16 protein-coding genes are annotated in these 23,598 nt (G+C 60.8%); 6 read left to right on the top strand and 10 right to left on the bottom strand.

Going from position 1 to position 23,598, the window contains the following annotated elements; all coding sequences use genetic code 11:
* Positions 1 to 149 precede the first annotated feature (149 nt).
* From ACQ4W6_RS14945 to ACQ4W6_RS14935, 3 genes are all read right to left on the bottom strand, one after another.
* A complete protein-coding gene (locus ACQ4W6_RS14945; RefSeq protein ID WP_436567959.1) occupies positions 150 to 1,886 on the bottom strand; it encodes a dipeptidyl-peptidase 3 family protein in 1,737 nt (578 codons plus the stop codon).
* A gap of 116 nt (positions 1,887 to 2,002) precedes the next feature.
* Entirely contained in the window at positions 2,003 to 2,602 is a 600-nt protein-coding gene (locus ACQ4W6_RS14940) for a short chain dehydrogenase (protein ID WP_436567958.1), read from the bottom strand.
* Between the two features lie 368 nt (positions 2,603 to 2,970).
* Positions 2,971 to 3,852: a helix-turn-helix transcriptional regulator gene (locus ACQ4W6_RS14935; RefSeq protein ID WP_436567957.1), complete on the bottom strand. Its 882-nt coding sequence runs from the start codon at positions 3,850 to 3,852 to the stop codon at positions 2,971 to 2,973.
* 333 nt (positions 3,853 to 4,185) lie between these two features.
* On the opposite strand from ACQ4W6_RS14935, the gene ACQ4W6_RS14930 reads away from it, so the two are divergent.
* Complete coding sequence (locus ACQ4W6_RS14930; protein ID WP_436567956.1) at positions 4,186 to 6,516, top strand: carboxypeptidase-like regulatory domain-containing protein; 2,331 nt, start codon at positions 4,186 to 4,188, stop codon at positions 6,514 to 6,516.
* A gap of 90 nt (positions 6,517 to 6,606) precedes the next feature.
* Here the strand turns inward: ACQ4W6_RS14930 and ACQ4W6_RS14925 are convergent, their stop codons facing one another.
* The 3 genes from ACQ4W6_RS14925 to ACQ4W6_RS14915 are packed head-to-tail and all read right to left on the bottom strand — an operon-like array spanning position 6,607 to position 10,942.
* Entirely contained in the window at positions 6,607 to 8,097 is a 1,491-nt protein-coding gene (locus ACQ4W6_RS14925) for an efflux transporter outer membrane subunit (RefSeq protein ID WP_436567955.1), read from the bottom strand.
* A 31-nt stretch (positions 8,098 to 8,128) separates the two neighbouring features.
* Positions 8,129 to 9,727, bottom strand: a complete 1,599-nt coding sequence (locus ACQ4W6_RS14920) for a DHA2 family efflux MFS transporter permease subunit (protein ID WP_436567954.1) — start codon at positions 9,725 to 9,727, stop codon at positions 8,129 to 8,131.
* A gap of 6 nt (positions 9,728 to 9,733) precedes the next feature.
* Positions 9,734 to 10,942, bottom strand: a complete 1,209-nt coding sequence (locus ACQ4W6_RS14915) for an HlyD family secretion protein (RefSeq protein ID WP_436567953.1) — start codon at positions 10,940 to 10,942, stop codon at positions 9,734 to 9,736.
* Positions 10,943 to 11,079: 137 nt separating this feature from the next.
* Here ACQ4W6_RS14915 and ACQ4W6_RS14910 point away from each other — a divergent pair, with 137 nt between their 5' ends.
* Complete coding sequence (locus ACQ4W6_RS14910) at positions 11,080 to 11,799, top strand: TetR/AcrR family transcriptional regulator (protein WP_436567952.1); 720 nt, start codon at positions 11,080 to 11,082, stop codon at positions 11,797 to 11,799.
* Between the two features lie 8 nt (positions 11,800 to 11,807).
* Here ACQ4W6_RS14910 and ACQ4W6_RS14905 read toward each other — a convergent pair whose 3' ends face one another.
* The 4 genes from ACQ4W6_RS14905 to aceE form a co-directional block, all read right to left on the bottom strand.
* Positions 11,808 to 12,995 (bottom strand): metallophosphoesterase family protein, encoded by a 1,188-nt coding sequence (locus ACQ4W6_RS14905; protein ID WP_436567951.1) that lies wholly within the window; start codon positions 12,993 to 12,995, stop codon positions 11,808 to 11,810.
* Between the two features lie 247 nt (positions 12,996 to 13,242).
* Positions 13,243 to 15,012: a dihydrolipoyl dehydrogenase gene (lpdA, locus tag ACQ4W6_RS14900; RefSeq protein WP_436567950.1), complete on the bottom strand. Its 1,770-nt coding sequence runs from the start codon at positions 15,010 to 15,012 to the stop codon at positions 13,243 to 13,245.
* A 10-nt stretch (positions 15,013 to 15,022) separates the two neighbouring features.
* A complete protein-coding gene (gene aceF, locus ACQ4W6_RS14895) occupies positions 15,023 to 16,684 on the bottom strand; it encodes a dihydrolipoyllysine-residue acetyltransferase (RefSeq protein WP_436567949.1) in 1,662 nt (553 codons plus the stop codon).
* Positions 16,685 to 16,778: 94 nt separating this feature from the next.
* Complete coding sequence (aceE, locus tag ACQ4W6_RS14890) at positions 16,779 to 19,475, bottom strand: pyruvate dehydrogenase (acetyl-transferring), homodimeric type (protein ID WP_436567948.1); 2,697 nt, start codon at positions 19,473 to 19,475, stop codon at positions 16,779 to 16,781.
* Positions 19,476 to 19,792: 317 nt separating this feature from the next.
* On the opposite strand from aceE, the gene folD reads away from it, so the two are divergent.
* The 4 genes from folD to ACQ4W6_RS14870 are packed head-to-tail and all read left to right on the top strand — an operon-like array spanning position 19,793 to position 23,595.
* Positions 19,793 to 20,638, top strand: a complete 846-nt coding sequence (gene folD, locus ACQ4W6_RS14885; protein ID WP_436567947.1) for a bifunctional methylenetetrahydrofolate dehydrogenase/methenyltetrahydrofolate cyclohydrolase FolD — start codon at positions 19,793 to 19,795, stop codon at positions 20,636 to 20,638.
* 52 nt (positions 20,639 to 20,690) lie between these two features.
* On the top strand, positions 20,691 to 22,766 hold the full coding sequence (locus ACQ4W6_RS14880; RefSeq protein ID WP_436567946.1) for a M3 family metallopeptidase: 2,076 nt from the start codon (positions 20,691 to 20,693) through the stop codon (positions 22,764 to 22,766).
* Between the two features lie 8 nt (positions 22,767 to 22,774).
* The gene (locus ACQ4W6_RS14875; protein ID WP_436567945.1) at positions 22,775 to 23,212 is read left to right on the top strand and encodes a DNA polymerase III subunit chi; all 438 of its coding nucleotides are present in this window, start codon (positions 22,775 to 22,777) and stop codon (positions 23,210 to 23,212) included.
* Positions 23,209 to 23,595 carry a DUF2486 family protein gene (locus ACQ4W6_RS14870; RefSeq protein WP_436567944.1) on the top strand — a complete coding sequence of 129 codons (387 nt, stop codon included), beginning with the start codon at positions 23,209 to 23,211 and terminating at the stop codon, positions 23,593 to 23,595. Before ACQ4W6_RS14875 ends, ACQ4W6_RS14870 begins: the two co-directional genes overlap by 4 nt.
* Positions 23,596 to 23,598 lie beyond the last annotated feature (3 nt).

Here is a 23,598-nt window from a genome sequence, read left to right as displayed (position 1 = left end):
CAACAGGCAGGGATGGAAGCAACTACTGCAGAGTAAGCGGTGAAAATATTTCCACAAGGAAAAACTGGCAACTTTTTTGAAAAAAACCGAAAAAAAACCGGTGCGTGGCACCGGCTTCCTGAAGCGGCAATAGTTGCCCGCCGCAATGTTTATTTTTTGACTACCTGCGCTTTATCGAGGGCGCGCGCCGTGACAAATTCCGGACGGATATCGTTCGGCACGGCCTTCATCTTGTCGAGCGCCACCTGCACTTCAGGGCGGATCACCACGTACTTGCTCATCAGCGCTTTCGCACGCGCATAATCGCCCGTCGCCTCGATGGTCAGAAATTCGCGGTCCAGGTCGATCACTGCCTGCTTGATCTTGCCAAAATCGACGCCGAACTTGCCGTCGCCCAGCGAGACAAAGCCGCCCTTGTCGAGGATGTAATTCATCTGGATGGCCATGCCGCGCGCGTGCGAATCGGTGAGGCCGAAATGCAGGGTGCGGAAACCCGAGGCGAGGAAGGTGTTGTACAGCTTACGCTCGGCCACATCGCCCTGGCCCAGGGTGTCATTCAGCTGCCCCTTGTCCATCATGTAGCGCAGCGCAAACAATCCCGTGATATCGGCCTTGGCTTCTTCGATGGTGGAATAGGTTTCCTTCAAGTCCTGGCGCGGCGTGGAAGCCTTGCCGTCGACGACGGTTGCGTGCGGGCCCAGGCCGTGCATGATTTCATGCGCAAGGATGTGCGTGAAGAAAGAATTGAAGTCCACATCCTGCTGCGCTTCGGAGGTGAGCACCAGCTTGGAAATCGGCGTCAGGGTGGCCTTGAACTTGGCTTCCTGCACGTTTTTCAGCATCACGCGCTTGGAGCCGCGCGCGCTGATGATGCGCTCGTCATTGGGCAAGTTATAGGCAGCCGTCTGCACGGCCATGTTGCCGTCACCGGCGCCATACACCTGGTTGACCACGACCATGGGCGCCAGCGCGCCCACTTTCGGGTTGCGGTACTGGGCGTCGAGCGGCAAGTTGTCTTCCAGTTCCTGCATGTGGCTGGCGAAGAAACTCAGCTTCTGCGTTTCGGCCTGGTCGCGAATATTCACATACGCTTCGAAGGCGGCCTTGTAGCCAAACAACTCGTCGTTATACGTTTCGTAGGGGCCGATGGTGATATCGACGGGCGAATCGAGGTCCATCCAGGCGAAGTCGGACGGCAGGTAATCGTTGTCGAGGAAAGCCTTGGCACGCAGGGTCAAAAATTTCTTCAGGGAAGCATTGTCCGTGGCCGCCGCCGCTTCATCGAGCAGTTTCGCCAGTTGCTTCAGCTCCACCTTGTATTCATCCGAATACTTGACGGTCTGATATGCCCCATCCTTGCCCGCGCGTATCGTCGTGAAGAACCATTGCGCCTGCTGCTTGTCGTCAAGCGACAAGCCATTCATCCACGCCTCCAGGCTGGCCTTGGTGGCGCCCTGCGGATAGAAATTGCCCGCTTCCGGCTTGTGCGCGGGAATGGCGATGCCGGCATAGTTGGCCGGCATGAAGGAAGCATGCGCGTCGAGCACCGACCATGGACCTTTATTGATCCAGAAATAATTCAGGCGGGCCTGGCCCAGGACTGACTTGTCTTTCTTTAATGCCGCCCACAGGGCTTCATTGCCAGACCAGCGCTGGCGCAGTTGCAGCACGTCAACCAGCTTGGCCGCCTCGACCAGCCTGGCAATCGCCAGGCGGTCACCAGAAGACAGATGCGCGGTATCGGCTGTCAGCGCGACGGGCGCGTAACGCGCACTCATGGCCGTCAGTTGCACGGCCGTGGCGGGGGTGGTGGCTGCGGTTGGCGTTGCGGCGCAGGCGCTGCCAACGGCGGCGGCCATCAGCAGGGGAATCAGGATGTTTTTCATGGGGCCTCGGTGAGATAGTTCGCAGCAAGAAAGCGCCCCGCGCCATCACGGCGCGGCCGCTTCCGTGCTCGGACTGCGATTGTAATCGACCTGCCCCACAGGCATGGCAAGCGAACTTACCAGACCTTGTACACCTGCCCCGTCTGCGCGCCCTCCACGCTGCGGCTGTAGGCCAGCGCCACGCGGCTGGCGGCGGCCGGCTCGAAGCCGTGGAAGAACGGGCCGTACGCGTCCAGCGACTCTTCCAGCACCGTGGGGCTGACGACATTGATGCGCACGCCGCGCGCCAGTTCGATGGCAGCGCCCCGCACGAAGCCTTCCACGGCCGCATTCGTCATGCTGGCGGCCGTGCCGAAGCGGATCGGCTGCTCGGCCACGATGCCGCTGGTGAGCGTGATCGAGCCGCCATCGTTCAGGTATTCCTGCGCCACCAGCGCCACGTTGACCTGGCCCATCAATTTGCTGTCCAGGCCCAGCTGGAATTGCTCGGGAGTAAAGTCGGCCAGGGGGCCGAAATGCAGCTTGCCGGCCGTCACGATGACGGCGTCGATCTTGCCGATGCGCTTGAACAAGGCGCGCACTTGCACGATGTCACCCATGTCGGCCTGGTGCGCGCCCGTGCGGCTGCCCACTTCGATGATTTCATGGCGCTGCGCCAGTTGCACCGAGACGGCCTTGCCGATGGTGCCGCTGGCGCCGATGATGACGATTTTCATGATGCATCCCTGTCTGGTGAAGTAGCGATGCAGCCAGTATGCGCCGCATTAGGAAAGGAATGCATACGCCAGAGTTGCAGGATTATTAAGCCACAGTTTGTAGAAGCTGCGCCGTGCGCGATGACCTGCCCACCCCATGTATCTGGTGTATTCGCGCGATCGCCAGCTCACGCAAAAGCTGATGACCTTCACCTACTTTCTGCCGGAACGCTACGGGCCGGCAGTACGGTGGCTACCGGCCACACTCACGTAACCGCCTGAATTTTGTATAAAATAATAAAATGTGAATTATCTTAAAACACAGTAAAGAGTGTTGCACTTGGTCTTTGAGAGCACCCAGCACTGATAAGCCCTGATGCTCGCTGTTGTCAGGAAAGCCGACCGCCGATCAAGTTGGCAAGGGTGGCTTTATCATGGACGTCGAGTTTCAGGTAGCTATTTTGCAGCAGGTTGCGCACAGTGACTGGAGAAATCCCGAGTTGCGCGGCGATCGCTTTCGTCGGGTGCCCTTTGCCGTACAGGCAGGCTACCTCGAGCTCACGCTGGGTCAGACGCGTGAGCGGCGAGCGTGGCATGATGCGCAGGAATAGCAGGGTGTTGATTCGACTGCATGTCACCACGATGCGCTTGCCTGCGTAGCCGGTTGAGCCTGGCGCGCTCAACGCTGTTATCAGCGCCGCAGGCAGGCGAGCGCCGCGCCAGTCACTCCATTCGGTTTGCATCAAGCCACTAGCTTGCTGCTCGCAGTGTTGGATATTGCCGTCGATCTGGGCAATCAGCAAGGCGCCTTGTGCCGGTACGGAAGCAGACGGGATCGCGAGTTGGCGGTTCAGTTTGAGAGCTTCCTGCAGGTGCGGCATAACGGCGCGAATCAGACGCTGTTCGTATCGACCAAAATGCGCTTCGTCGCATGCACGGTAAAACGACAGGCCGTCGGAAAAACCAGTGTCGCGGTCGTGGAGCACCATAACCAGGCCGTTCTGATGGTCGTAGCGATTAGCATAGTCGCGCATGATCGCATGTTGAGGCGCTGCGAACAGGGTTGGGGAATGGAAGGAAAGGGGCCGGTTTGGGTGTGCCATGACTTGTTGCAGCACCAGGTCATTACGATGGATATTCTCCCAGTCAAGCACATTGTTTTCCGGGATGTTGTACATGATGCTGCCTTGGATGAGCGCAGTGCCGCTGGCGAAGTCCACACTCAGCAGCCGGGCGGAATCGAAGTTCACCACCGCGCGCAACAGTTTCATGGCGCTATCCGGGAAAGCATCCGCAGGCAAGGTCCGCGCAGCATGATATATCTCCAGCAGCAAAGTGCAATACAGGTCCATGCGTTCCTCGATGCAATCGTAATGAACGTCTTCAGGGAAACTGGATGAAAATTGCTTAATATATAATTTTTGAATTATACGATGCCTGCGTCAGCTTGATCATACCATTGGCTGGATGCGCTTTGGTTTAGATCATCGTTTCACTTTGCCATGATGCAAATGCATCATGGACAGATAAAATTAAAAAAACTACCATTTCCATGGTCAGAACATCCTGGATGCAAAAATTATCCACCTGCAAGGGATTCGATCATGGAAACGCATCATATTGTGGAATGGCGCCCGTGCCGTCATGCGCTGGCCATACTTGTATCGCTGCTGCAGGCTTGCGGTGGGGGTGGTGGCAGTGAGGTAGCGCCAGTTGTCCAGTCCAGTGGCACGGTCTTGTCGGGACAAGTCATTTACGATGCGCCCGTGGCGAAGGCCAAAGTCAGCGTGCGCGATGCCGAAGGGCAGAGCTGGAGCGCCGAGACCGACGCTGAAGGGAAGTACCGGATTGAACTCCCGACCGATACCAAGATCAAGCCGCCGTTGCTGGTGCGTGCGGAGGGTGTCGGCCGCCGCTGGGAAATCGGCAATGGCGCCACGCTCGGTACGGAGACCGTGCAGACGGGCGTATTGTCGCCCGCTATCGTTCCCGTAAAGATCGACCCGGCCAAAGGGTTGGATACGCCCGTGCTGCTATATGCAGTGAGCAATACTGCGGGCGTTGCCCACGTTACGCCCGCCACGACACTGGTGGTCAATCGCCTGACGGCACAACGCGCCGAGGCGGCGTATGTCAACTTGGGCAAAGCGGGCACCACCATTGGCGATGCGTTGGCGCCCGGTCTGGTGAGTGCGGCGCAGGCAGCGGTCAAGCAAACGCTGGCCCAGGCAGGCCTGCCAGCCGCGTTGCTTGACGATCCAACTTCACCAAGTCTGGTGCCGGTGGATCTCAGCTCCACCTATCAAAAACTGGTCAGCGGAGACATCCTTTCCGCTATCGGGACGCTGCTCAATGCGATTGTCGACAACCAGATCAATTTCGGCTGCTCGGGCGAGGGTTATGGCATCATGCTCGACGACGGCCTGAGCCGTCCATCCTGCCTGGCCGGCGCCAATGTCGCCCAGTCGTGGCTGTTGACTTCGTTCATCGGGCTGGAATCGGCACGCAGCCTGGATATTGAAACGCGCGCCGATGAACTGGCCGGGGTTGGCGGTCCAGGCGGTGGCTGGAAGTACCAGTCGGAACGTTTGCCGCCGCCCGAGCGCCGGGCGCGCGTACAGGGTAAATTGCTGGCAGCCCTGAAAGGGATGGATGCCACCACCAGCCTGAGCGGGCCTGCGACGCAGGTAATCGCGATCCTACGAACATGGGATGATAACACCTGGCACAATTTGAACACCAAGATTTGCAGCAGCATCAATGTCGCCGATCTGTCCGATCTGACGTATTCCTATCAAGAGCTCAAGCTGAGCATGAAACCCGGGGTAGCGACGCCTACCGAAGATGCGGCATCGTTCTTGTCGTTTTCGGGCAGCTCCATCAAGAGTACCGCCGTCAACCGCATCCTGCCCCGGTCGTTCGAGGACGGCAGCCGGACCAATTCCTGCCCTATCGTCGAGAAGAACGCCAGTCGCCTGCGTGAGCTGGTGGCCGCCTATCAACCCGCTCCATATCGTCCGGCGCTCACGCCCCTGCTTGTGGACTTGGAGGACGGGCTTACTGCCTGGCTGAAATACCCGGTGGCTGAACGCATGACAAACACGGAGGTGTTGAACTTTCTTTTTTCCCCTATTTTTATGATCGGGGCGTATTACGATTTTCCCCCATTAGATTTCCTTAATAATGGCTCGGCGGTTGGGAGGTTAATCGAAAGCAATCGTTTATGTTTCGGCTACGGGAATAATTCGCAAGAATGCCGTGCCGCGATGTACACGCCGGAGCAGTTTCGCGCAGAGGTCGCAAACTGGGCGGGCAGCCTGACGCCGGAGCAGACGGCTGCCAAGGAAGAGCAGGCCGATGTCACGCTGGCCAATCTGGGGAGTGAACTCGCGCAGTTCTACATGGATGAATACGAGCAGCACTTCGACAAGTACTTTGTCGCGCTCACGTCCTTCACGATTGCCGAAGCACAAGGCTACGTTGTGAATCGATGGCAGCTTGAAAATCCCGAACGCGACGCCAGTATTGCCGTGCCAGATGTCAGCCAGGTTGGCTACAAGGTCAACGGTTCCAGTATCGAGCTGACCGGGCAGTTCTTGGTCCGCAGGTTTGATGTGCGCCTGCCAAAATTTACAACCGACAAGTTGCTGTCGGTGATTGACGGGTTGCGGCTGGTGCCTGTCAAGGTGAGTCTCGACCAGTTGCCTGCAGTGGCCATGTGCGATAGCAATGACCTGGCGTGCATGGGACGCCTGCGCCGTACCCGCAAATTTACCCAGGTCGACTTGTCTTTGGACGTGTCTGGCTCTGTGTCGCTGTGGTTTGCAACATCGAGCTACTGGCAGACCTATCTGAACTCGATGCAGGCCCATAATGAGGTGCTGCAGTTTGATCGCGGTTACGCGGAAATGTCTTTTACGTTGAAAGGCAATTAACCCGACATGGCGGCACGGCAGGCGGTCGGTGACCGCCTTACCTTAGCTTAGTCCGCGTTGTTTGAGGTCCTGCAGGTCAATACATGATGTCTAGTGGGCTTTCACGTTCGCCCGAGCTGCCGCCAGCCTGGCCAGCTCGCCTTGCCGCTGCCAGCCGGCGCCCAGCGACCGGGCTACGGCCACGCTTGCCAGCAAACGCTGGGTCTTGATCTGCGCGGCGGCGCGGTCGGCGGCCAGCGAGCTGCGCTGGGCATCGGTCACATCCAGATAGGTCGAGATGCCGCGCTCGTAGCGCGTACGCGCCACCAGATAGGCACGCGCGGCCGCCGCTTGCGACAAGGCTTGCGCGTCGCCCTGCAACTGGCGCTGCTCCACGTCGGACAAGGCGTCTTCCACTTCACGCAAGGCCGTCAAGAGCTTCGTTTCATGGTTCGCCAGGGCCTCCGCATAACGCGCCTTCGAGAGGTCGAGGTTGGCCTGGTTGCGGCCACCGTCAAAGATCGGCAGCGACAGGGCCAGCGGGCCGACGCTGAACTGGCGCGAACCGCCCTGCGCCAGTTCACGCAGCTTTTCCGAGGCGTAGCCGAAATTGCCCGTCAGTTGCAGCGACGGATAAAACGCAGCTTCGGCCACGCCCACCTGGGCGTTAAAAGCGCGCAAATTGGCGACACTGGAAACGAGGTCCGGGCGGTGCGCCAGCAGGCTGGCGGGCAAGCCGACGGGAATGGCGGGCGGCAGCGGCAAGATGGACGGATCGGCCGCCACCGGCAATTGCAGCGCCGACGGCGGCTTGCCCGTCAGGGTGGCCAGGCTGTTTTCCAGCTGGTTGCGCTGGCGCTTGACTTCATGCAGGTCCGCCTGCGCGTTCGACAGTTCCACTTTCGCGCGCGCCAGGTCCAGCTCATTGGTCAGGCCCGCATTGAAGCGCGCCTCGACCAGTTCGGCCGATTCACGGCGCGTGCCCAACGCGCCATTCAAGATGGCCATTTCCGCGTCCAGCCCGCGCAGCTGCCAGTAGTTGCTGGCCACTTGCGCCGACAGCATCAGCAGCACGCCGTCGCGGTCGGCATGCGCCGCCAGCGCCTGCGAGTCAGCCGCTTCGAGCATGCGTTTCACGCGGCCCAGCAGGTCGACTTCATACGACAGCGAGCCGCCGACGGAGAAGTTATTGCCGCTGATAGAGCGGTTGCCCAGCGCCAGGCCCTGCGAAGTGTTAGCCGAGGTGCGCGAGTTCGAGATGCCCGTGCTGAGGTTGACGCCAGGGCCCTGGTTGGCACGTGCCGTGCCGCTTTGCGCCAGCGCCTGCAACAGGCGCTGGCCGGCCGCCTTGACGCTGGGGTTATCCTGCAGCGCGCTTTGCTCAAGGCGGTTCAGGGTGCTGTCGCCATAAATACTCCACCAGTCTGTCGGCAGCTGCGCAGCGTCCGCTATGCTGGCGCCGTGGCGGAAAGCGCCGTTGTCGATGCCGGCCACATTGCCTGGGGCCTTGAAATCCTGGCCCACGGTACCGCAGGCGGAAAGTGCCACGGCAAGGGACGCGGCCAGCGCGATTTTCGTGATGTTCATAGATGCAGTTTGCATGGTGATTACCTTGTTATTCTTGAATGGGCGGTCAATGACCGCCGCCACCGCCACCGGGGGCTTTGAGTTTGTCGGCCAGCCACAGGGGCACGATGCAGGCCAGCAGGATGGCGCCAATCAGGAAGAAGCCATCGTTGTAGGCCATCACATACGCTTCGCGGCGCACGATGCCGTCGATCGCCTGCAAGGCCTGGTTGCCGGCCGTGACGGAGTCAACACCCTTGGCCATGAACGCGGACGTCAACTGGTCGATGCGCAGCTGCGTGGCGCTGGAAAACGCGGTGATCGCCTCGCCCAGGCGCTGCGAATGGAAGTGCTCGCGGGTGCTCAGCGCCGTTGCCAGCAGGGCGATGCCGATCGAGCCCCCCAGGTTGCGCGTCATGTTGAACAGGCTCGAGGCCGACGGCATGTCCTTCGGCGCGATGCCCTTCATGGCGAAGTTCGACAGGGTCAGCATGACGAAGGGCTGGCCCAGCGCGCGCACCACTTGCGACCACAGCAGCTGGTCGTAGCCGGTGGAAGCGTCCATGTACGCATTCATCATGCACGAGCCGCCGAACAGCAACAGGCCGATCGAGCACAGGATGCGGTTGTCCACCGTCGACGACAGCTTGGCAACAAACGGCATGATGAACAGCTGCGGCAAGCCCACCCACATGATGACTTCACCGATCTGCATCGGCGAATAGCCGGCGATCTGGCCCAGGAACAGCGGCAGCAAAAAGGCCGAGCCATACAAGCCCATGCCCGTCACGGCCGACAGCACGGTGGCGACCAGGAAGTTGCGCTGGCCGTACAGGGACAGGTTGACGAAGGGCTCGGCGCGCGTGGCGCTGGTGACGACCCAGCCCAGGATGCCCGTCAGGGCCAGCGCGGCGAAGGCGATGATGAAGCCCGAATCGAACCAGTCCTTCGAATTACCCTCTTCCAGGAAGATGGTCAGGCAACCGAGGCCCATGGCCATGAAGAAGATGCCCAGCCAGTCCGCCTTCCAGAACATTTCCAGCTTCATCGGTTCGCGGTCCAGGCCATAGACCATGCCGGCGATCAGCAGCACGCCGGGCACCCAGTTGATGTAAAAGATCGAGGGCCAGCCATACAGCTCGGAAAGGTAGCCGCCCAGGGTCGGGCCCATGGCTGGCGCCAGGGTGGCCGTCAAACCGAAGATGGCCATGCCGACGGCGCGCTTCGAGGGCGGCAGCTTGAGCATGACGAGGGTGAACGCCATGGGGATCAGCGCGCCGCCGGTAAACCCTTGCAGCATGCGGAAGACGATCATGCTTTCCAGGTTCCAGGCCGTACCGCACAGGGTGGAGAACAGCAGGAAGAGAGCGGTGGTGCCGATCATGTAGGTACGCAGTCCAAACACGCGCGCCAGCAGCGCGGTGAGGGGAATGACGATAATTTCCGCCACCAGGTAGGCCGTGGAAATCCACGAGCCTTCTTCCTGGGTGGCCGACAGTGAGCCAAGGATATCCTTGAGCGAGGAATTGGTGATCTGGATGTCGAGCACCGCCATGAAGGCGCCCAGCATGCCGGCGGCGACCGCCAGCCAGGTGCGCCCGGAGACTTTCTCGCTGATCACGGGAAACGCCGGCGATGTCGCCGGTGTGGTGGAAGGGCTGCTCATGAAAGCTTAGCGGGCGATGGTCTGCGCGGCTGGAGCAGCTGGCGCGGCGGCGTGGCGCGGGGCCTGGTCCTGGGCCGAATTGGGCTGGTTGATTTCCACTTCGGCAATCACCGACATGCCCGGCACTAGGCGGCCATTCATGGCCTTGATATCTGCCGGCTGGAAGACAATTTTTACGGGCACGCGCTGCACGATCTTGGTGAAGTTGCCGGTGGCGTTATCGGCTGGCAGCAGGGCGAATTGCGCGCCCGAGGCCGGTGCGAAGCTGTCGACCGTGCCTACCAGTTTCTTGCCCGGCATGGCGTCGATGGCCACGTGCACGCTCTGGCCGCGGTGCAAATCGGCCAGTTGGGTTTCCTTGAAGTTGGCGGTGACCCAGACGTTGTCTTGCACGATGGCCGTCAATTGCTGGCCAGGCTGCACGCGCATGCCCGTTTCCACGTTGCGCTTGCCGATGCGGCCGGCAACAGGCGCCAGGATGCGGTTGTATTGCAGTTGCTGCTGCGCGTCCTTCAGTTGCACGCGCAGCACGGCCACCTGAGCCTTGGCGACGTCGCGCGCGGCCTGGGCGGCGCCGATCTGCGCCTTGGCGGCCACGGCGCTGTCGCGGCGGGCGGCCAGGTCGGCCACGGCGCTGGAGCGGGCCGCGTTGGCTGCGTCCAGTTCCGCTTTCGAGACGGCTTTCATCTGGCTCGTGTACAGCTGGCCATAGCGCTCGGCATCCTGTTTGGCGCGCAGCAGCTGCGCGTCAGCCTGGGCCACCTGCGCCTGGGCCGCGCTCGCTTGCGCCTGCACTTGCGCGACCTGCGCGTCCGCCTGCAGCACTTGCTGCTCGGCGCTGCCGATTTGCGCGGCGATCTGTTCGGCTTTCACATGCTGGTCGAAGGGATCGAGTTCGGCGATCACGTCGCCCTCTTTCACGAATTGATTATCGTCAATGAAGACCTTGGTGACGACACCGGAAATGCGCGCCGAGACAGGGTGCACGTGGCCGGAAACATAGGCGTTTTCCGTTTCGACGAAATAATGGCTGCGGTACCACATGCGCGCACCGGCGCCCAGTGCGACCAGGACGATCAGGCCGGCGATGATTTTCACGCGATGATTGGGTGCGGCGGAGCTGGCAGGTGCGGCGGGCGTGGACGGTGCGGCCGGCGCCGCGGGTGGGACGGCACTAAGCACTTTTTGTTCTGCTTGACCAGGCTGGTTGGACATACTGCGCTCCGAAAATGAAATGATATCTATTCATTATTGGACAAAGAAAAGCCAATGTCAAGAAATGAAACGATTGCATTTCATTTTAATTTGCACTACAGTGTGAGCCATCACCCACCTTCCAAGAGACCCCGACCATGCCTGATCCCGGCCTCAGCGATACCATGCCTACCGACAAAGAATCCGACAGCGCCGCCCAGCATTTATCCTGCTACGGCAATGCAGCCGGGCGCCCACGCGCCGCCGACATGGAGGCGCGCATGGAAAACCTGCTGCACACGGCTGGCTGCCTGTTCCTGGAAAAAGGCTATGGAAAAGTCAGTCTGGAAATGATCGCGCGCGAAGCCCATGTGGCCGTGCGCACGATTTATGTGAAATTTGGTGGCAAGTCGGGCCTGTTCAATGCCGTGGTGGAACGTCGCCGCGCCGCCTATTTTTCCACCATGCCGGCGCTGGAAACGGACATGCGCCCCCTGCTTACCATCCTGGGCGAGTTCAGCTTGCTATTTGTGCAACTGGTGACGATGCCGGCGGCCATCCGCCTCAATCGCATGGTGGTGGCTGAAGCGGCCACGCACCCGGAATTGGCGGAAACGTTTTACAAGGTAGGCCCGGGGCAGTCACGCGAGATGCTGACCAGGTTTTTCAGCCGCGCCGATATGGCGCCGCTGTTTCGCGAGGAACTGACGGCATCCACGCTGGCCTTGCACCTGCTTAATTGCCTGCTGGGCGACCAGATGTCGCGCCTGCTGTTTCCACCGCAGACGCAACCGGACGTGGCGCAATTGCGCGCCAAGGTGGCGCTCAGTCTCGACCTGTTCCTGCACGGCACCTTGCGCCAGCCGCCAGCGGCCTGAGGCCGGATTCAGCCAGGGCGGCTGCAGTCTTCCTGCATGCAGGCCTGCGCAGGGGCGGCCTCGATGCGTTCGCCGCCCAGGCCCAGCGCGTGCAGGAAGGGCTGGGCCGCCGATGCGCCATCAACACTGAGTGAGGACTCACTGCCATCGTAACGCTCTGGACCGTAGCGCATCAGGTCGAACGACGTTTCAAAGCGCTGCGCCAGGAAATAGGTGCGGAAGTAATCAAAGGCAAACGCCACCTGGCCATCGGCGCGCAACAGCAGGCCATGTGCATACAGCGGTGCCAGCCAATCCCCGGCGGCCATGCTCCAGCCCTTCACGCCACAATAATCGCTGGCAAAGCGTTCCAGCTCAGCCTGCCCCAGGAACAGGCTCTTGGCCTCGAACATCACGAACGCCAGCTCGATCAGAAATTCGCGCGCGGCCAGCGCATCGTCCGACAGCACGCGCTGCGGCATGCCGGCCCGGCCCAGCAAGCCATCGACATAGCTGCGTTCATCCGCCAGTTGCGGCAGCAAGGTGGCAAATACATATTCGGCATCCATCTGCCCCGTTTCCTGGCCATTCGGCGTGTACAGCACCGACAGGGCGAAGCGCTTGCTCACTTCATCGAACTCGCGCAGCGCTACCGTCCATTGCGAGGCCGGCGCAACGCCACTCCCGGCCGTCCCGCCACCGAACTCCAGCACGGCGAACGCCGCCATCTGGCCGTGTGCACCGTACAGGCTGCCAGGATTACTCTTGAACAAGATTTCTAGCGATTTCATCAACGAACTGGCGTCGCCCATATGCTGGTGGCCATGGAAGACGGCATGGATATTCTTGTAGCGCGCACGCTGTTCGGCACTGGCGTGTTCATCGGCGGCAAAAAAACTGAAACCGGCATTACCCAGCGCCGCAGCCGCGACGCCCTGCACGCGGCTGCCCGGCACCAGGTAGTAACGCGCACCGGGCAAGCTGGCCGCCTGCAGCAGCGGGCGCAGGAAGTATTCGTAGACATACACAGGCGTCGTGTCGGCACTGGCGTCAGGCGCCACCAGCTGGCCTGTGAAAAAAATGGCATCGATCTGCTTTCCCGCCGCCAGAATGGCAGCCACGTCCTGATACAGGGCATGCAGCATCACTGCCTGCTCTTGCTCATCAGCTCGGCGCAGGTGGACATCGGAAATATGCAGGGCGGTAAATTTTTTCATTGTTGCAAAACTTTCTCAGCACAGCCAAACTTGACCGGACACTGGCAACGTTCAGGGAAAAATCACACGCCCCTGGATAAGCGCGGGCGAAACACAGTGATAGTCCGCCATTGTGCCACTTTTTCCATACGGCAATACTCACCTATTTTCACATAACGGCTATATGTCACGTTTTACCATGTTCAAACAATAAAAAACCCCGCAATCGCTTGCGGGGTTTTTAGTTTACTAGTACAACGCCAGACAATCAGCGCTTGCGCGGCGGCGGCAAGTCCGTGCACACGCCTTCATACACTTCGGCAGCCATACCAATCGACTCGCCCAGGGTTGGATGCGGGTGGATGGTCTTGCCGATGTCCGTGCCGTCGCAGCCCATTTCGATGGCCAGCGCGATTTCACCGATCATGTCGCCCGCATGCGTGCCGACGATGGTACCGCCGATGATGCGGTGCGTTTCCGCATCAAACAGCAGCTTGGTGAAGCCTTCGGCGCGGCCATTGGCCACGGCGCGCCCGCTTGCTGCCCAAGGGAAGTGGCCCTTCTCGACCTTGATGCCCTTGGCTTTCGCTTCGTCTTCCGTGATGCCGGCCCATGCCACTTCCGGATCCGTGTAGGCGACCGATGGAATCACCTTGACGTCGAAGTGCGACTTCTGGCCGGCAGCCGCTTCTGCTGCCACGTGGGCTTCATGCACGGCCTTGTGCGCCAGCATCGGCTGGCCGACCAAATCGCCGATGGCGAAGATGTTCGGCACGTTGGTGCGCATCTGGCTGTCGACGGTGATGAAGCCACGGTCGGTGACCGTGACGCCAGCCTTGTCGGCGGCCAGCTTCTTGCCGTTAGGGCTGCGGCCCACGGCGACCAGCACCAGGTCGTAGACTTGCGGTGCCGGCGCCGTGGCACCCGCTTCTGCTGCTTCGAACGTGACCTTGATGCCTTCCGGCAACGCCTCAACGGCAACCGTCTTGGTCTTGGTCATGATGTTGTCGAAGCGTTTTTCATTGAACTTCTGCCACACCTTGACCGCATCGCGGTCAGCGCCCTGCATCAGGCCATCGAGCATTTCCACCACGTCGATGCGCGCACCGAAGGTCGAATACACGGTGGCCATTTCCAGGCCGATGATGCCGCCGCCGATGACCAGCATACGTTTCGGGATCTGGCGCAGTTCCAAAGCGCCCGTCGAATCGACGATGCGCGGGTCTTCCGGCACGAATGGCAGTTTCACCACGGACGAACCGGCGGCGATGATGGCTTGCTTGAACTGCACGACTTTCGTCGAACCGTCGGCTGCCGTCACTTCGATGTGATTGGCGCTCAAGAACTGGCCCACGCCCGTCACCACTTGCGTCTTGCGTGCGCGGGCCATGCCAGCCAGGCCGCCGGTCATGTTCGAGATCACGCCTTCCTTGTACTTGCGTACCTGGTCGATATCGATCGTCGGCTTGGCAAACGTCACGCCCGTGTTGGACATGTGCGCCGTCTCGTCGATCACGGAAGCGACATGCAGCAGCGCCTTCGACGGGATGCAGCCCACGTTCAGGCACACGCCGCCCAGGGTGGCATAGCGCTCGACGATGACGGTGCTCAGCCCCAGGTCGGCCGCGCGAAAGGCCGCAGAATAGCCACCAGGACCACCGCCCAGCACCATCATGTCGACATCGATGTCAACCTGGCCGCTGTAATTGCCGGCCGGGATGGCCGCAGCAGCTGGTGCCGCTGGAGCTGCTGCCGCAGGCGCCGGAGCGGCCACGACGGCGGCAGGAGCGGCCGCACCTTCAGATGCTTCCACCACCAGCAGCGCGCTGCCTTCAGCGATCTTGTCGCCTACCTTGACCTTGATTTCCTTGACGACGCCGGCGTGGGTCGATGGAATCTCCATGCTGGCCTTGTCCGATTCGACCGTGATCAGCGACTGGTCCACCTTGATGGTGTCGCCTACCTTGACCATCAATTCGATGACTTCGACTTCCTTGAAGTCGCCGATATTCGGTACTTTTACCTCTACTGTGCTCATCAATCGCTCCTTACAGCAGAATTTTGCGCATGTCGGCCAGGACTTCGCCGAGGTACACGGAGAATCGCGCGCCCATCGCGCCATCGACCACGCGGTGGTCGTAGGACAGCGAGGTGCCCATCATCAGGCGTGGCTGAAAGGCCTTGCCATCCCATACCGGCTTGATCGAGGCTTTCGACAGGCCCAGGATGGCCACTTCCGGCGCATTGACGATAGGCGTGAAGTGCGTGCCGCCGATGCCGCCCAGGGACGAAATCGTGAAGCTGGCGCCCTGCATGTCGGCAGGTTTGAGCTTGCCTTCGCGCGCCTGCAAGGAGAGTTCCGTCATTTCGCGGGCGATTTGCGAGACCGATTTCTGGTCCGCGCCCTTGATAACAGGCACCACCAGGCCATTCGGCGTATCGGCAGCAAAACCGATGTTGTAGTACTGCTTGAGGATCAGGTTCTCGCCCTTGGCGTCCAGCGAAGCGTTAAACGCAGGGAATTTCTTCAGCGCGGCGACGCAGGCCTTGATAACGAAAGCCAGCATGGTCAGCTTGGCCGCATCCTTGTTTTTCGCATTGGCGGCGTTGGTGTCGACGCGGAACGCTTCCAGGTCCGTCACGTCCGCTTCGTCGAACTGCGTGACGTGCGGGATCATGACCCAGTTGCGGTGCAGGTTCGGACCCGAGATTTTCTTGATGCGCGACAGCGGCAGCAATTCGATGGCGCCGAATTTGGCAAAATCGAGCGACGGCCATGGCAGCAAGTCCATGCCCACGCCTTTGCCTGCAGCGGCAGGAGCGGCGTTCGGCGCGGCCACAGCGCCCGACATCACACCCTTGACGAAGTTCTGCACGTCTTCCTGGGTGATGCGGCCTTTCGGACCGGAACCGCCCACGCGGGCCAGGTCCACGCCCAGTTCGCGTGCGAACTTGCGGATCGATGGTGATGCATGCGCCAGCTTGCCATTGATGACGGGCGTAGCTGCAGGCGCGGCTTCGGCTGCGACCGGCGCCGAAGCGACGGCGGCCGCTGGTGCGGCGGCAGCTTGCGCGACGGGTGCAGGAGCAGCCGTCGCTGGAGCAACGGCGGCGGCAGGAGCGGCGGCGGCCGTGGTCTCGACGACCAGCACCAGGCTGCCCTTGGCAACTTTGTCGCCAACCTTGACTTTCAATTCCTTGACGATGCCTGCATGGCTCGATGGAATTTCCATGCTGGCCTTGTCCGATTCGACCGTCAGCAGCGACTGGTCAACCTTGATCGTGTCGCCTACCTTGACCATCAACTCGATGACTTCGACTTCCTTGAAGTCGCCGATATCGGGCACGTTCACTTCCAACAGGGCCGGCGCGCCGGAAGCGGCAGGCGCGGGCGCGGCGGCAGGTGCAGCCGCCGGCGCAGTGGCTGCAGCAGCAGGTGCTGCAGCGGCCGGGGCCGTAGCGGCCACGTCGTCCGCCACTTCCAGCAGCAGGACCAGCGAACCTTCGGCGATCTTTTCGCCCACGTTGACTTTCAATTCCTTGACGACACCGGCGTGGCTCGATGGAATTTCCATGCTGGCCTTGTCCGATTCGACCGTGATCAGGGACTGGTCCACCTTGACCGTATCGCCTGGCTTGACCATCAGTTCAATGATTTCGACTTCCTTGAAATCGCCGATATCCGGGACTTTGACTTCCACAATGCTCATAGCTTGCTCCGTTATTTTATTTGTCAGATGGACTCGCAGACACGCCAAGGCGGTACTTTCGCACCGCCTTGGCGTTAGCAGGTCCGCTCAACGATTACTGGGTCACCGGATTCGGTTTGTTGGCGTCGATGCCGTACTTGGCGATCGCCTGCTCCACCACCGACACGTCGATCTTGCCTTCGTCAGCCAGCGATTTGAGCGCGGCCACGGTGACATAATAACGGTTCACTTCGAAGAACTCGCGCAGTTTGGCGCGGCTGTCCGAGCGGCCAAAGCCATCGGTACCCAGCACCTTGTAGGTGCGGCCCTTCGGCATGAAGGCGCGGATCTGCTCTGCAAAGGCACGCATGTAGTCGGTCGTGGCGACGATCGGGCCGTCGGTGCCTTGCAACAGCGACGTCACGTATGGCACGCGCTGCTCTTTCGACGGGTTGACCATGTTCCAGCGCTCGGCATCCTGTCCATCGCGGGCCACCAGGGTCAGCGACGGTGCCGACCAGACGTCTGCAGCGACGCCCCAGTCGTTGGCCAGCAATTCGGCGGCGAAGATCGATTCGCGCAGGATGGTGCCGCAACCGATCAGTTGTACGCGCAGCTTGGCGTCCGCATTGCCTTCCTGCAGCTTGTACATGCCTTTCAGGATGCCTTCTTCCTGGCCTGGCTTGATGCCTGGCTGGGCGTAGTTCTCGTTCATGATCGTGATGTAGTAAAACACATCTTCCTGGTTGGCGATCATGCGGCGCAGGCCGTCCTGGATGATGACGGCGACTTCATGGCTGAAGGTCGGATCGTACGGCATGCAGGTCGGGATGGTCGCGGCGAAGATATGGCTGTGGCCATCTTCGTGCTGCAAGCCTTCGCCGTTCAGGGTCGTACGGCCGGCCGTGCCGCCCATCAGGAAGCCACGGGCGCGCATGTCGGCCGAAGCCCATACCTGGTCGCCGATGCGCTGGAAGCCGAACATCGAGTAGAAGGTGTAGAACGGGATCATGATGCGGTCGTTGGTCGAATACGACGTCGCCGCGGCGATCCACGAGCTCATGCCGCCCGCTTCGTTGATGCCCTCTTGCAGGATCTGGCCAGCCTTGTCTTCGCGGTAGTACATGACCTGGTCTTTGTCGACTGGCTCGTACAACTGGCCTTTCGGGTTGTAGATGCCGATCTGGCGGAACAGCCCTTCCATGCCGAAGGTACGCGATTCATCGACCAGGATAGGCACCACGCGCTGGCCCAGGTTCGGGTCTTTCAGCAGGGTCGAAATGACGCGCACGAAGGCTTGCGTGGTCGAGATTTCGCGGCCTTCAGGCGTAGCGTCCAGCACGTTCTTGAATGCGTCGAGGCCAGGTACTGGCAGGGTTTCTTCCGCTTTCTGGCGGCGCTGCGGCAAATAGCCACCCAGAGCCTTGCGGCGCTCGTGCAGGTAGACCATTTCCGGCGCGTCGTCGGCTGGCTTGAAGAAGGGAATGTCGGCCAGTTGATCGTCAGGAATCGGCAGCGAGAAGCGGTCGCGCATTTCGCGGATGGCTTCGTCGTCGAGTTTTTTCGTCTGGTGCGCCGTGTTGCGCGCTTCGCCGGACTTGCCCATGCCGTAGCCCTTGACGGTTTTTACCAGCAGGACGGTAGGCTGGCCCTTGTGTTCCTGGGCGATCTTGAATGCAGCGTAGATCTTGTGCGGATCGTGGCCGCCACGGGTCAGGCGCCAGATATCGTCGTCGGTCATGTTGGCAACCATTTCCAGCAGCTTCGGATGCTTGCCGAAGAAGTGCTTGCGCACGTAGGCGCCATCTTTTGCCTTGTAGTTCTGGTATTCGCCGTCGACGGTTTCCATCATCACGCGCTGCAGGATGCCTTCCTTGTCTTGTGCCAGCAGGGCGTCCCAGCCCGGGCCCCAGATGACCTTGACGACGTTCCAGCCGGCGCCACGGAATTCGCCTTCCAGTTCCTGGATGATCTTGGTGTTGCCGCGTACCGGGCCATCGAGGCGCTGCAGGTTGCAGTTGACCACGATGACCAGGTTGTCGAGCATGTCGCGTGCGGCCAGGCCGATCGCGCCCAAGGACTCTGGCTCGTCCATCTCGCCATCGCCGCAGAAGGCCCATACTTTACGGTTGTCGGTCTTGGCGATGCCGCGTGCGTGCAGGTATTTCAGGAAACGCGCCTGATAGATGGCCATGTGCGGGCCCAGGCCCATCGACACGGTCGGGAACTGCCAGAAGTCAGGCATCAGTTTAGGATGCGGGTACGACGACAGGCCCTTGCCGTCGACTTCCTTGCGGAAGTTCAGCATTTGCTCTTCCGTCAGGCGGCCTTCCAGGAAAGCGCGCGCGTAGACGCCAGGCGAGGAGTGGCCCTGGATGTACAGCAAGTCGCCGCCGTGGTCGGCCGTTGGCGCGTGCCAGAAGTGATTAAACCCAATCCCCAGCATGTTCGCCAGCGAGGCGAACGAGGACAAGTGGCCACCCAGGTCGCCATCGGCGCGGTTGGCCTTGACCACCATGGCCATGGCGTTCCAGCGCATCCACGAGCGCAGGCGCTCTTCGTATTCCAGGTTGCCTGGGCAGTGTGCTTCTTGCTTGGTGGGAATGGTATTGACGTAAGCGGTGGTGCTGGAGAACGGGATCTGGGCGCCACGGCGGCGGGCCAGGTCAACCAGGCGTTCCATCAGGTAATGCGCGCGTTCTGGACCTTCGTTTTCCAGCACGGCTTCGAGCGCGTCCAGCCACTCCTTGGTTTCCTGCATATCCGGGTCGGTGCCGATCTGTGTCGTTACCTGGTTCAGTTGAGCTGACATCTGTTGAGTCTCCTTTGTGATCGCCCCACCCCGATTTTCCGGATCGCTGTCGGACGGTATTTCGCTGATTATTTACTATTAAGTTGGATTAGTGTGGGGATTCTAACAGCGTATTTAGTATTTTTCAAATTACGATATGGCATTTCGCATTATGAAATCATCCTGTGGAATTTATGCTGCACTGCCGCAAATTCCAGGCGGTAATTAGTGTGATGAAAGCAGTCAACAAAGCAGTAAAGCGGCGGCAAAAGCGCCGGCAGGCAGCCAGCGGCTTTATAATCTGTCTTTTCCCTCCCACCAGCTCTCAGCCCCCTACTATGCCAGCACAACTGATCGACGGAATCGCCCTTTCCCAAAAACTGCGCAGCGAGATCGCCACGCGCGCCGCCGCCCTCACCGCCAAGGGCACCCAACCCGGCCTGGCCGTGATTCTCGTCGGCGAAGACCCCGCCAGCCAGGTGTATGTCCGCAACAAGGTCAAGGCGTGCGGCGACGTGGGTTTTCACTCGGTGCTGGAAAAATATGAAGCGGACCTGCCCGAAGCGGACTTGCTCGCGCGCATCGCCAGCCTGAATGCCGACCCGGCCATCCACGGCATCCTCGTGCAAATGCCTTTGCCCAAGCACATCAACCCGCACAAGGTCATCGAGGCGATCGCCACGACGAAAGACGTCGATGGTTATTCCGTCCTGAGCGCCGGCGAACTGATGACGGGTTTGCCGGGCTTTCGCCCATGCACGCCGTATGGCTGCATGAAACTGATCGAAAGCACGGGCGTGGACCTGCGCGGCAAGCACGCCGTCGTCATCGGCCGCAGCAACACCGTCGGCAAACCGATGGCCCTGCTGCTCTTGCAAGCGAATGCTACCGTCACCATCTGCCATAGTGCGACGCCGGACCTGGGCCTGTACACGCGCCAGGCGGACGTGGTCGTAGCTGCCGTCGGCCGCCGCAACACCCTGACGGCCGACATGGTCAAGCCGGGCGCCATCGTGATTGACGTGGGCATGAACCGCGACGACAACGGCAAGCTGTGCGGCGACGTGGATTTTGCCGGCGTGCAGGAAATCGCCTCGCACATCACCCCGGTACCGGGTGGCGTGGGTCCGATGACCATTACCATGCTCTTGATGAACACGGTGGAAGCGGCGGAAAGAATCTAAGAATCACCCGGGGCGGCCAGGCCGCCTGAACATATATATACAGGAATAGCTGATGACAACCGACAACCCCTTGCTGGACTTTTCCGGACTGCCCCGCTTCGATGCGATTACCGCCGAGCACGTCGAACCGGCCATCGATACCTTGCTGGCCCAGGCGCGCGCCACCGTGGCGCAGCTGGCGTCCGCCGGGACGGCCGTCAGCTGGGACAGTTTTGTTGCACCGCAAGACGACATCAGTGAAACCCTGGGCCGTGCCTGGGGCATCGTCAGCCACCTGAGCAATGTCGTCGATACGCCCGAACTGCGCGCCGCCTTCAATGCCAGCCAGCCAAAAGTGACGGAATTCTGGACCGAACTGGGCCAGAACGAAGCGCTGTTCGGCAAATTCAAGCAATTGCAAGCCAGCGCCGAGTTCGCGGCCCTGTCGCCGGCACGCAAGACCATCGTCGAGCACGCGATTCGCGGCTTCCGCTTGGGCGGCGCTGAGTTGCCGCAAGACAAGAAAGAGCGCTTCGGCGACATCCAGGAAGAGCACGCGGCCGTTTCCACGCGCTTTTCCGAAAACGTGCTCGACGCCACCAATGACTACAAGTTGCATGTCGCCGACGAGCTTGAGCTTGTCGGGCTGCCCGACGACGTCAAACAGGCGGCCCGTACGGCTGCCGAGAAGGAGGACAAGAGCGGCTACCAGTTCACCCTGCACTTCCCTTCGTTCTACCCGATCTTGCAATTTGCCGACAAGCGCAGCCTGCGCGAGACGATTTACCAAGCCAACGTCACCAAGGCGTCCGAGCTGGGCGATGACTTCAGCAAGAAGGAAGAGTGGGATAATGGCCCGAATATCGTCACCTTGCTGAAACTGCGCGACGAAGAAGCCAAGATGCTCGGTTATAAAAATTTCGCCGAAGTGTCGCTGGTGCCGAAGATGGCGCAAAGCCCGGAACAGGTCATTTCCTTCCTGGAAGACCTGGCCCGCCGTGCGCGTCCCTATGCGCAGCAAGACCTGGCAGAACTGCGCAGCTTCGGCAAGGAAGAGCTGGGCCTGGATGAATTGAACGCCTGGGACGTGCCGTACGCCTCGGAAAAGCTGCAAGAGCGCCGCTATGCGTTCTCGGCGCAGGAAGTCAAACAATATTTCCCTGAACACAAAGTCGTCGACGGCCTGTTCCGCCTCGTCCAGACCTTGTTTTCCGTCAATATCGTGGCCGACACGGCCAGCGCCTGGCATCCATCCGTGCGCTTTTACCGCATCGAGCGCGACGGCGAACTGGTGGGCCAGTTCTACCTGGACCTGTATGCGCGCGCCGGCAAGGGTGGCGGCGCCTGGATGGATGACGCGCGTGGCCGCCGCTTGCACAACGGCAAGCTGCAAACACCGGTCGCCTACCTGACCTGCAACTTCACGGAACCGGCTCTGGTCGACGGCGTGCTTCAGCCCTCACTGTTCACGCACGATGAAGTCATCACCTTGTTCCACGAATTTGGCCACGGCTTGCACCACATGCTCACGCAAGTGGACGAGATCAGCGTGTCCGGCATTTCCGGCGTGGAATGGGATGCCGTGGAACTGCCATCGCAATTCATGGAAAATTTCTGCTGGGAATGGGATGTGCTGCAGCACATGACGGCCCACGTGACGACGGGCGAACCCTTGCCGCGTGCCCTATATGACAAGATGCTGGCGGCAAAGAATTTCCAGTCCGGCATGCAAACCCTGCGCCACGTGGAATTCTCGCTGCACGACATGCATTTGCATTACGACTACGCGCCGTTCGGCACGCAGACGGTGCAGGACGTGATCGACACGGTGCGCAGCAAGTTTGCCGTGCTGATACCGCCTGCCTACAACCGCTTCCAGAATGCCTTCGGCCACATCTTTGCCGGTGGCTACGCGGCCGGCTACTACAGCTACAAGTGGGCAGAAGTATTGTCCGCCGACGCCTATGCCGCCTTCGAGGAAGCGGCGGCGCTGACGGGCGGCGTCATCTCCGCAGAAACGGGCAAGCGTTTCCAGCAAGAAATCCTGGCTGTCGGCGGCTCGCGCCCCGCGCTGGAATCGTTCACCGCCTTCCGGGGCCGCGCACCCTCCATCGATGCCCTGCTGCGCCACAGCGGCATGGCTGCCTGAGCCGTACCATGAGCCGAGTCGATTTTCACAGCAACGTGCCAGACAAGCTGGCCTATGCCTGCCGTCTGGCGCGCAAGGCTTACATGGCAGGCAACAAGGTCGTCGTGCTGGCGGCAGATAGCGCCCAGCTCGATGCCCTGAATACGGCCATGTGGACGTTTTCCGCCACGGATTTCCTGCCGCATGTGCTGGCCGGCGATCCGCTGGCGGCGCAAACGCCCATCATCCTGACCGATGATGAGGCGGCAGAGTTGCCGCACCACGACATCCTGGTCAACCTGTCGCAGTTGCCGCCCGCCAATTACGCGCAATTCCAGCGCGTCTTTGAAATCGTTTCCATGGATGAACAGGATGCGCAGGCGGGCCGCCAGCGCTTTTTGCACTACCGGAAAGAAAACGTGCAGCCGACGCACTTTGTGGCCGGCAACTCAGTGGGCAAACCATGAGCCAGGCGCCGTTTGACCAGGGCATTCCCCTGCTGACGGAAGTGCTGCTGGGGCCGGATGTGCCGCAGCAGGCACAGGCAACACCGGCGCCAGCCACGGCTGCGCATGCTGCCGAGGAAACGCCAGCCCTGCCGCCCAGCGTGATGCAGCCGGACTGGGACGCCATCGAACAGCGGCTAACGCAGCGTATCCTGCACCAAGTCCAAGGCAAGATCGACCATCTGCTGGAAGAGCGCATCGCCCACGTCTTGCAAACTGCCCTGCAAAATGCCCTGATCGGCATGCGCGGCGCGCTGCGCGAAGATTTGCAGCAGTCGCTGGAACAGATCGTGGCGCACGCCGTCAGCCATGAGCTGGGGCATTTGCATCCGCAGCAGCACTGACCA

Source organism: Janthinobacterium woesei (assembly GCF_051380875.1).
Lineage (GTDB): Bacteria > Pseudomonadota > Gammaproteobacteria > Burkholderiales > Burkholderiaceae_D > Janthinobacterium.
The sequence above is the reverse complement of the archived record's forward strand: the minus strand, read 5'-3'. Positions and strand labels throughout refer to the sequence as shown.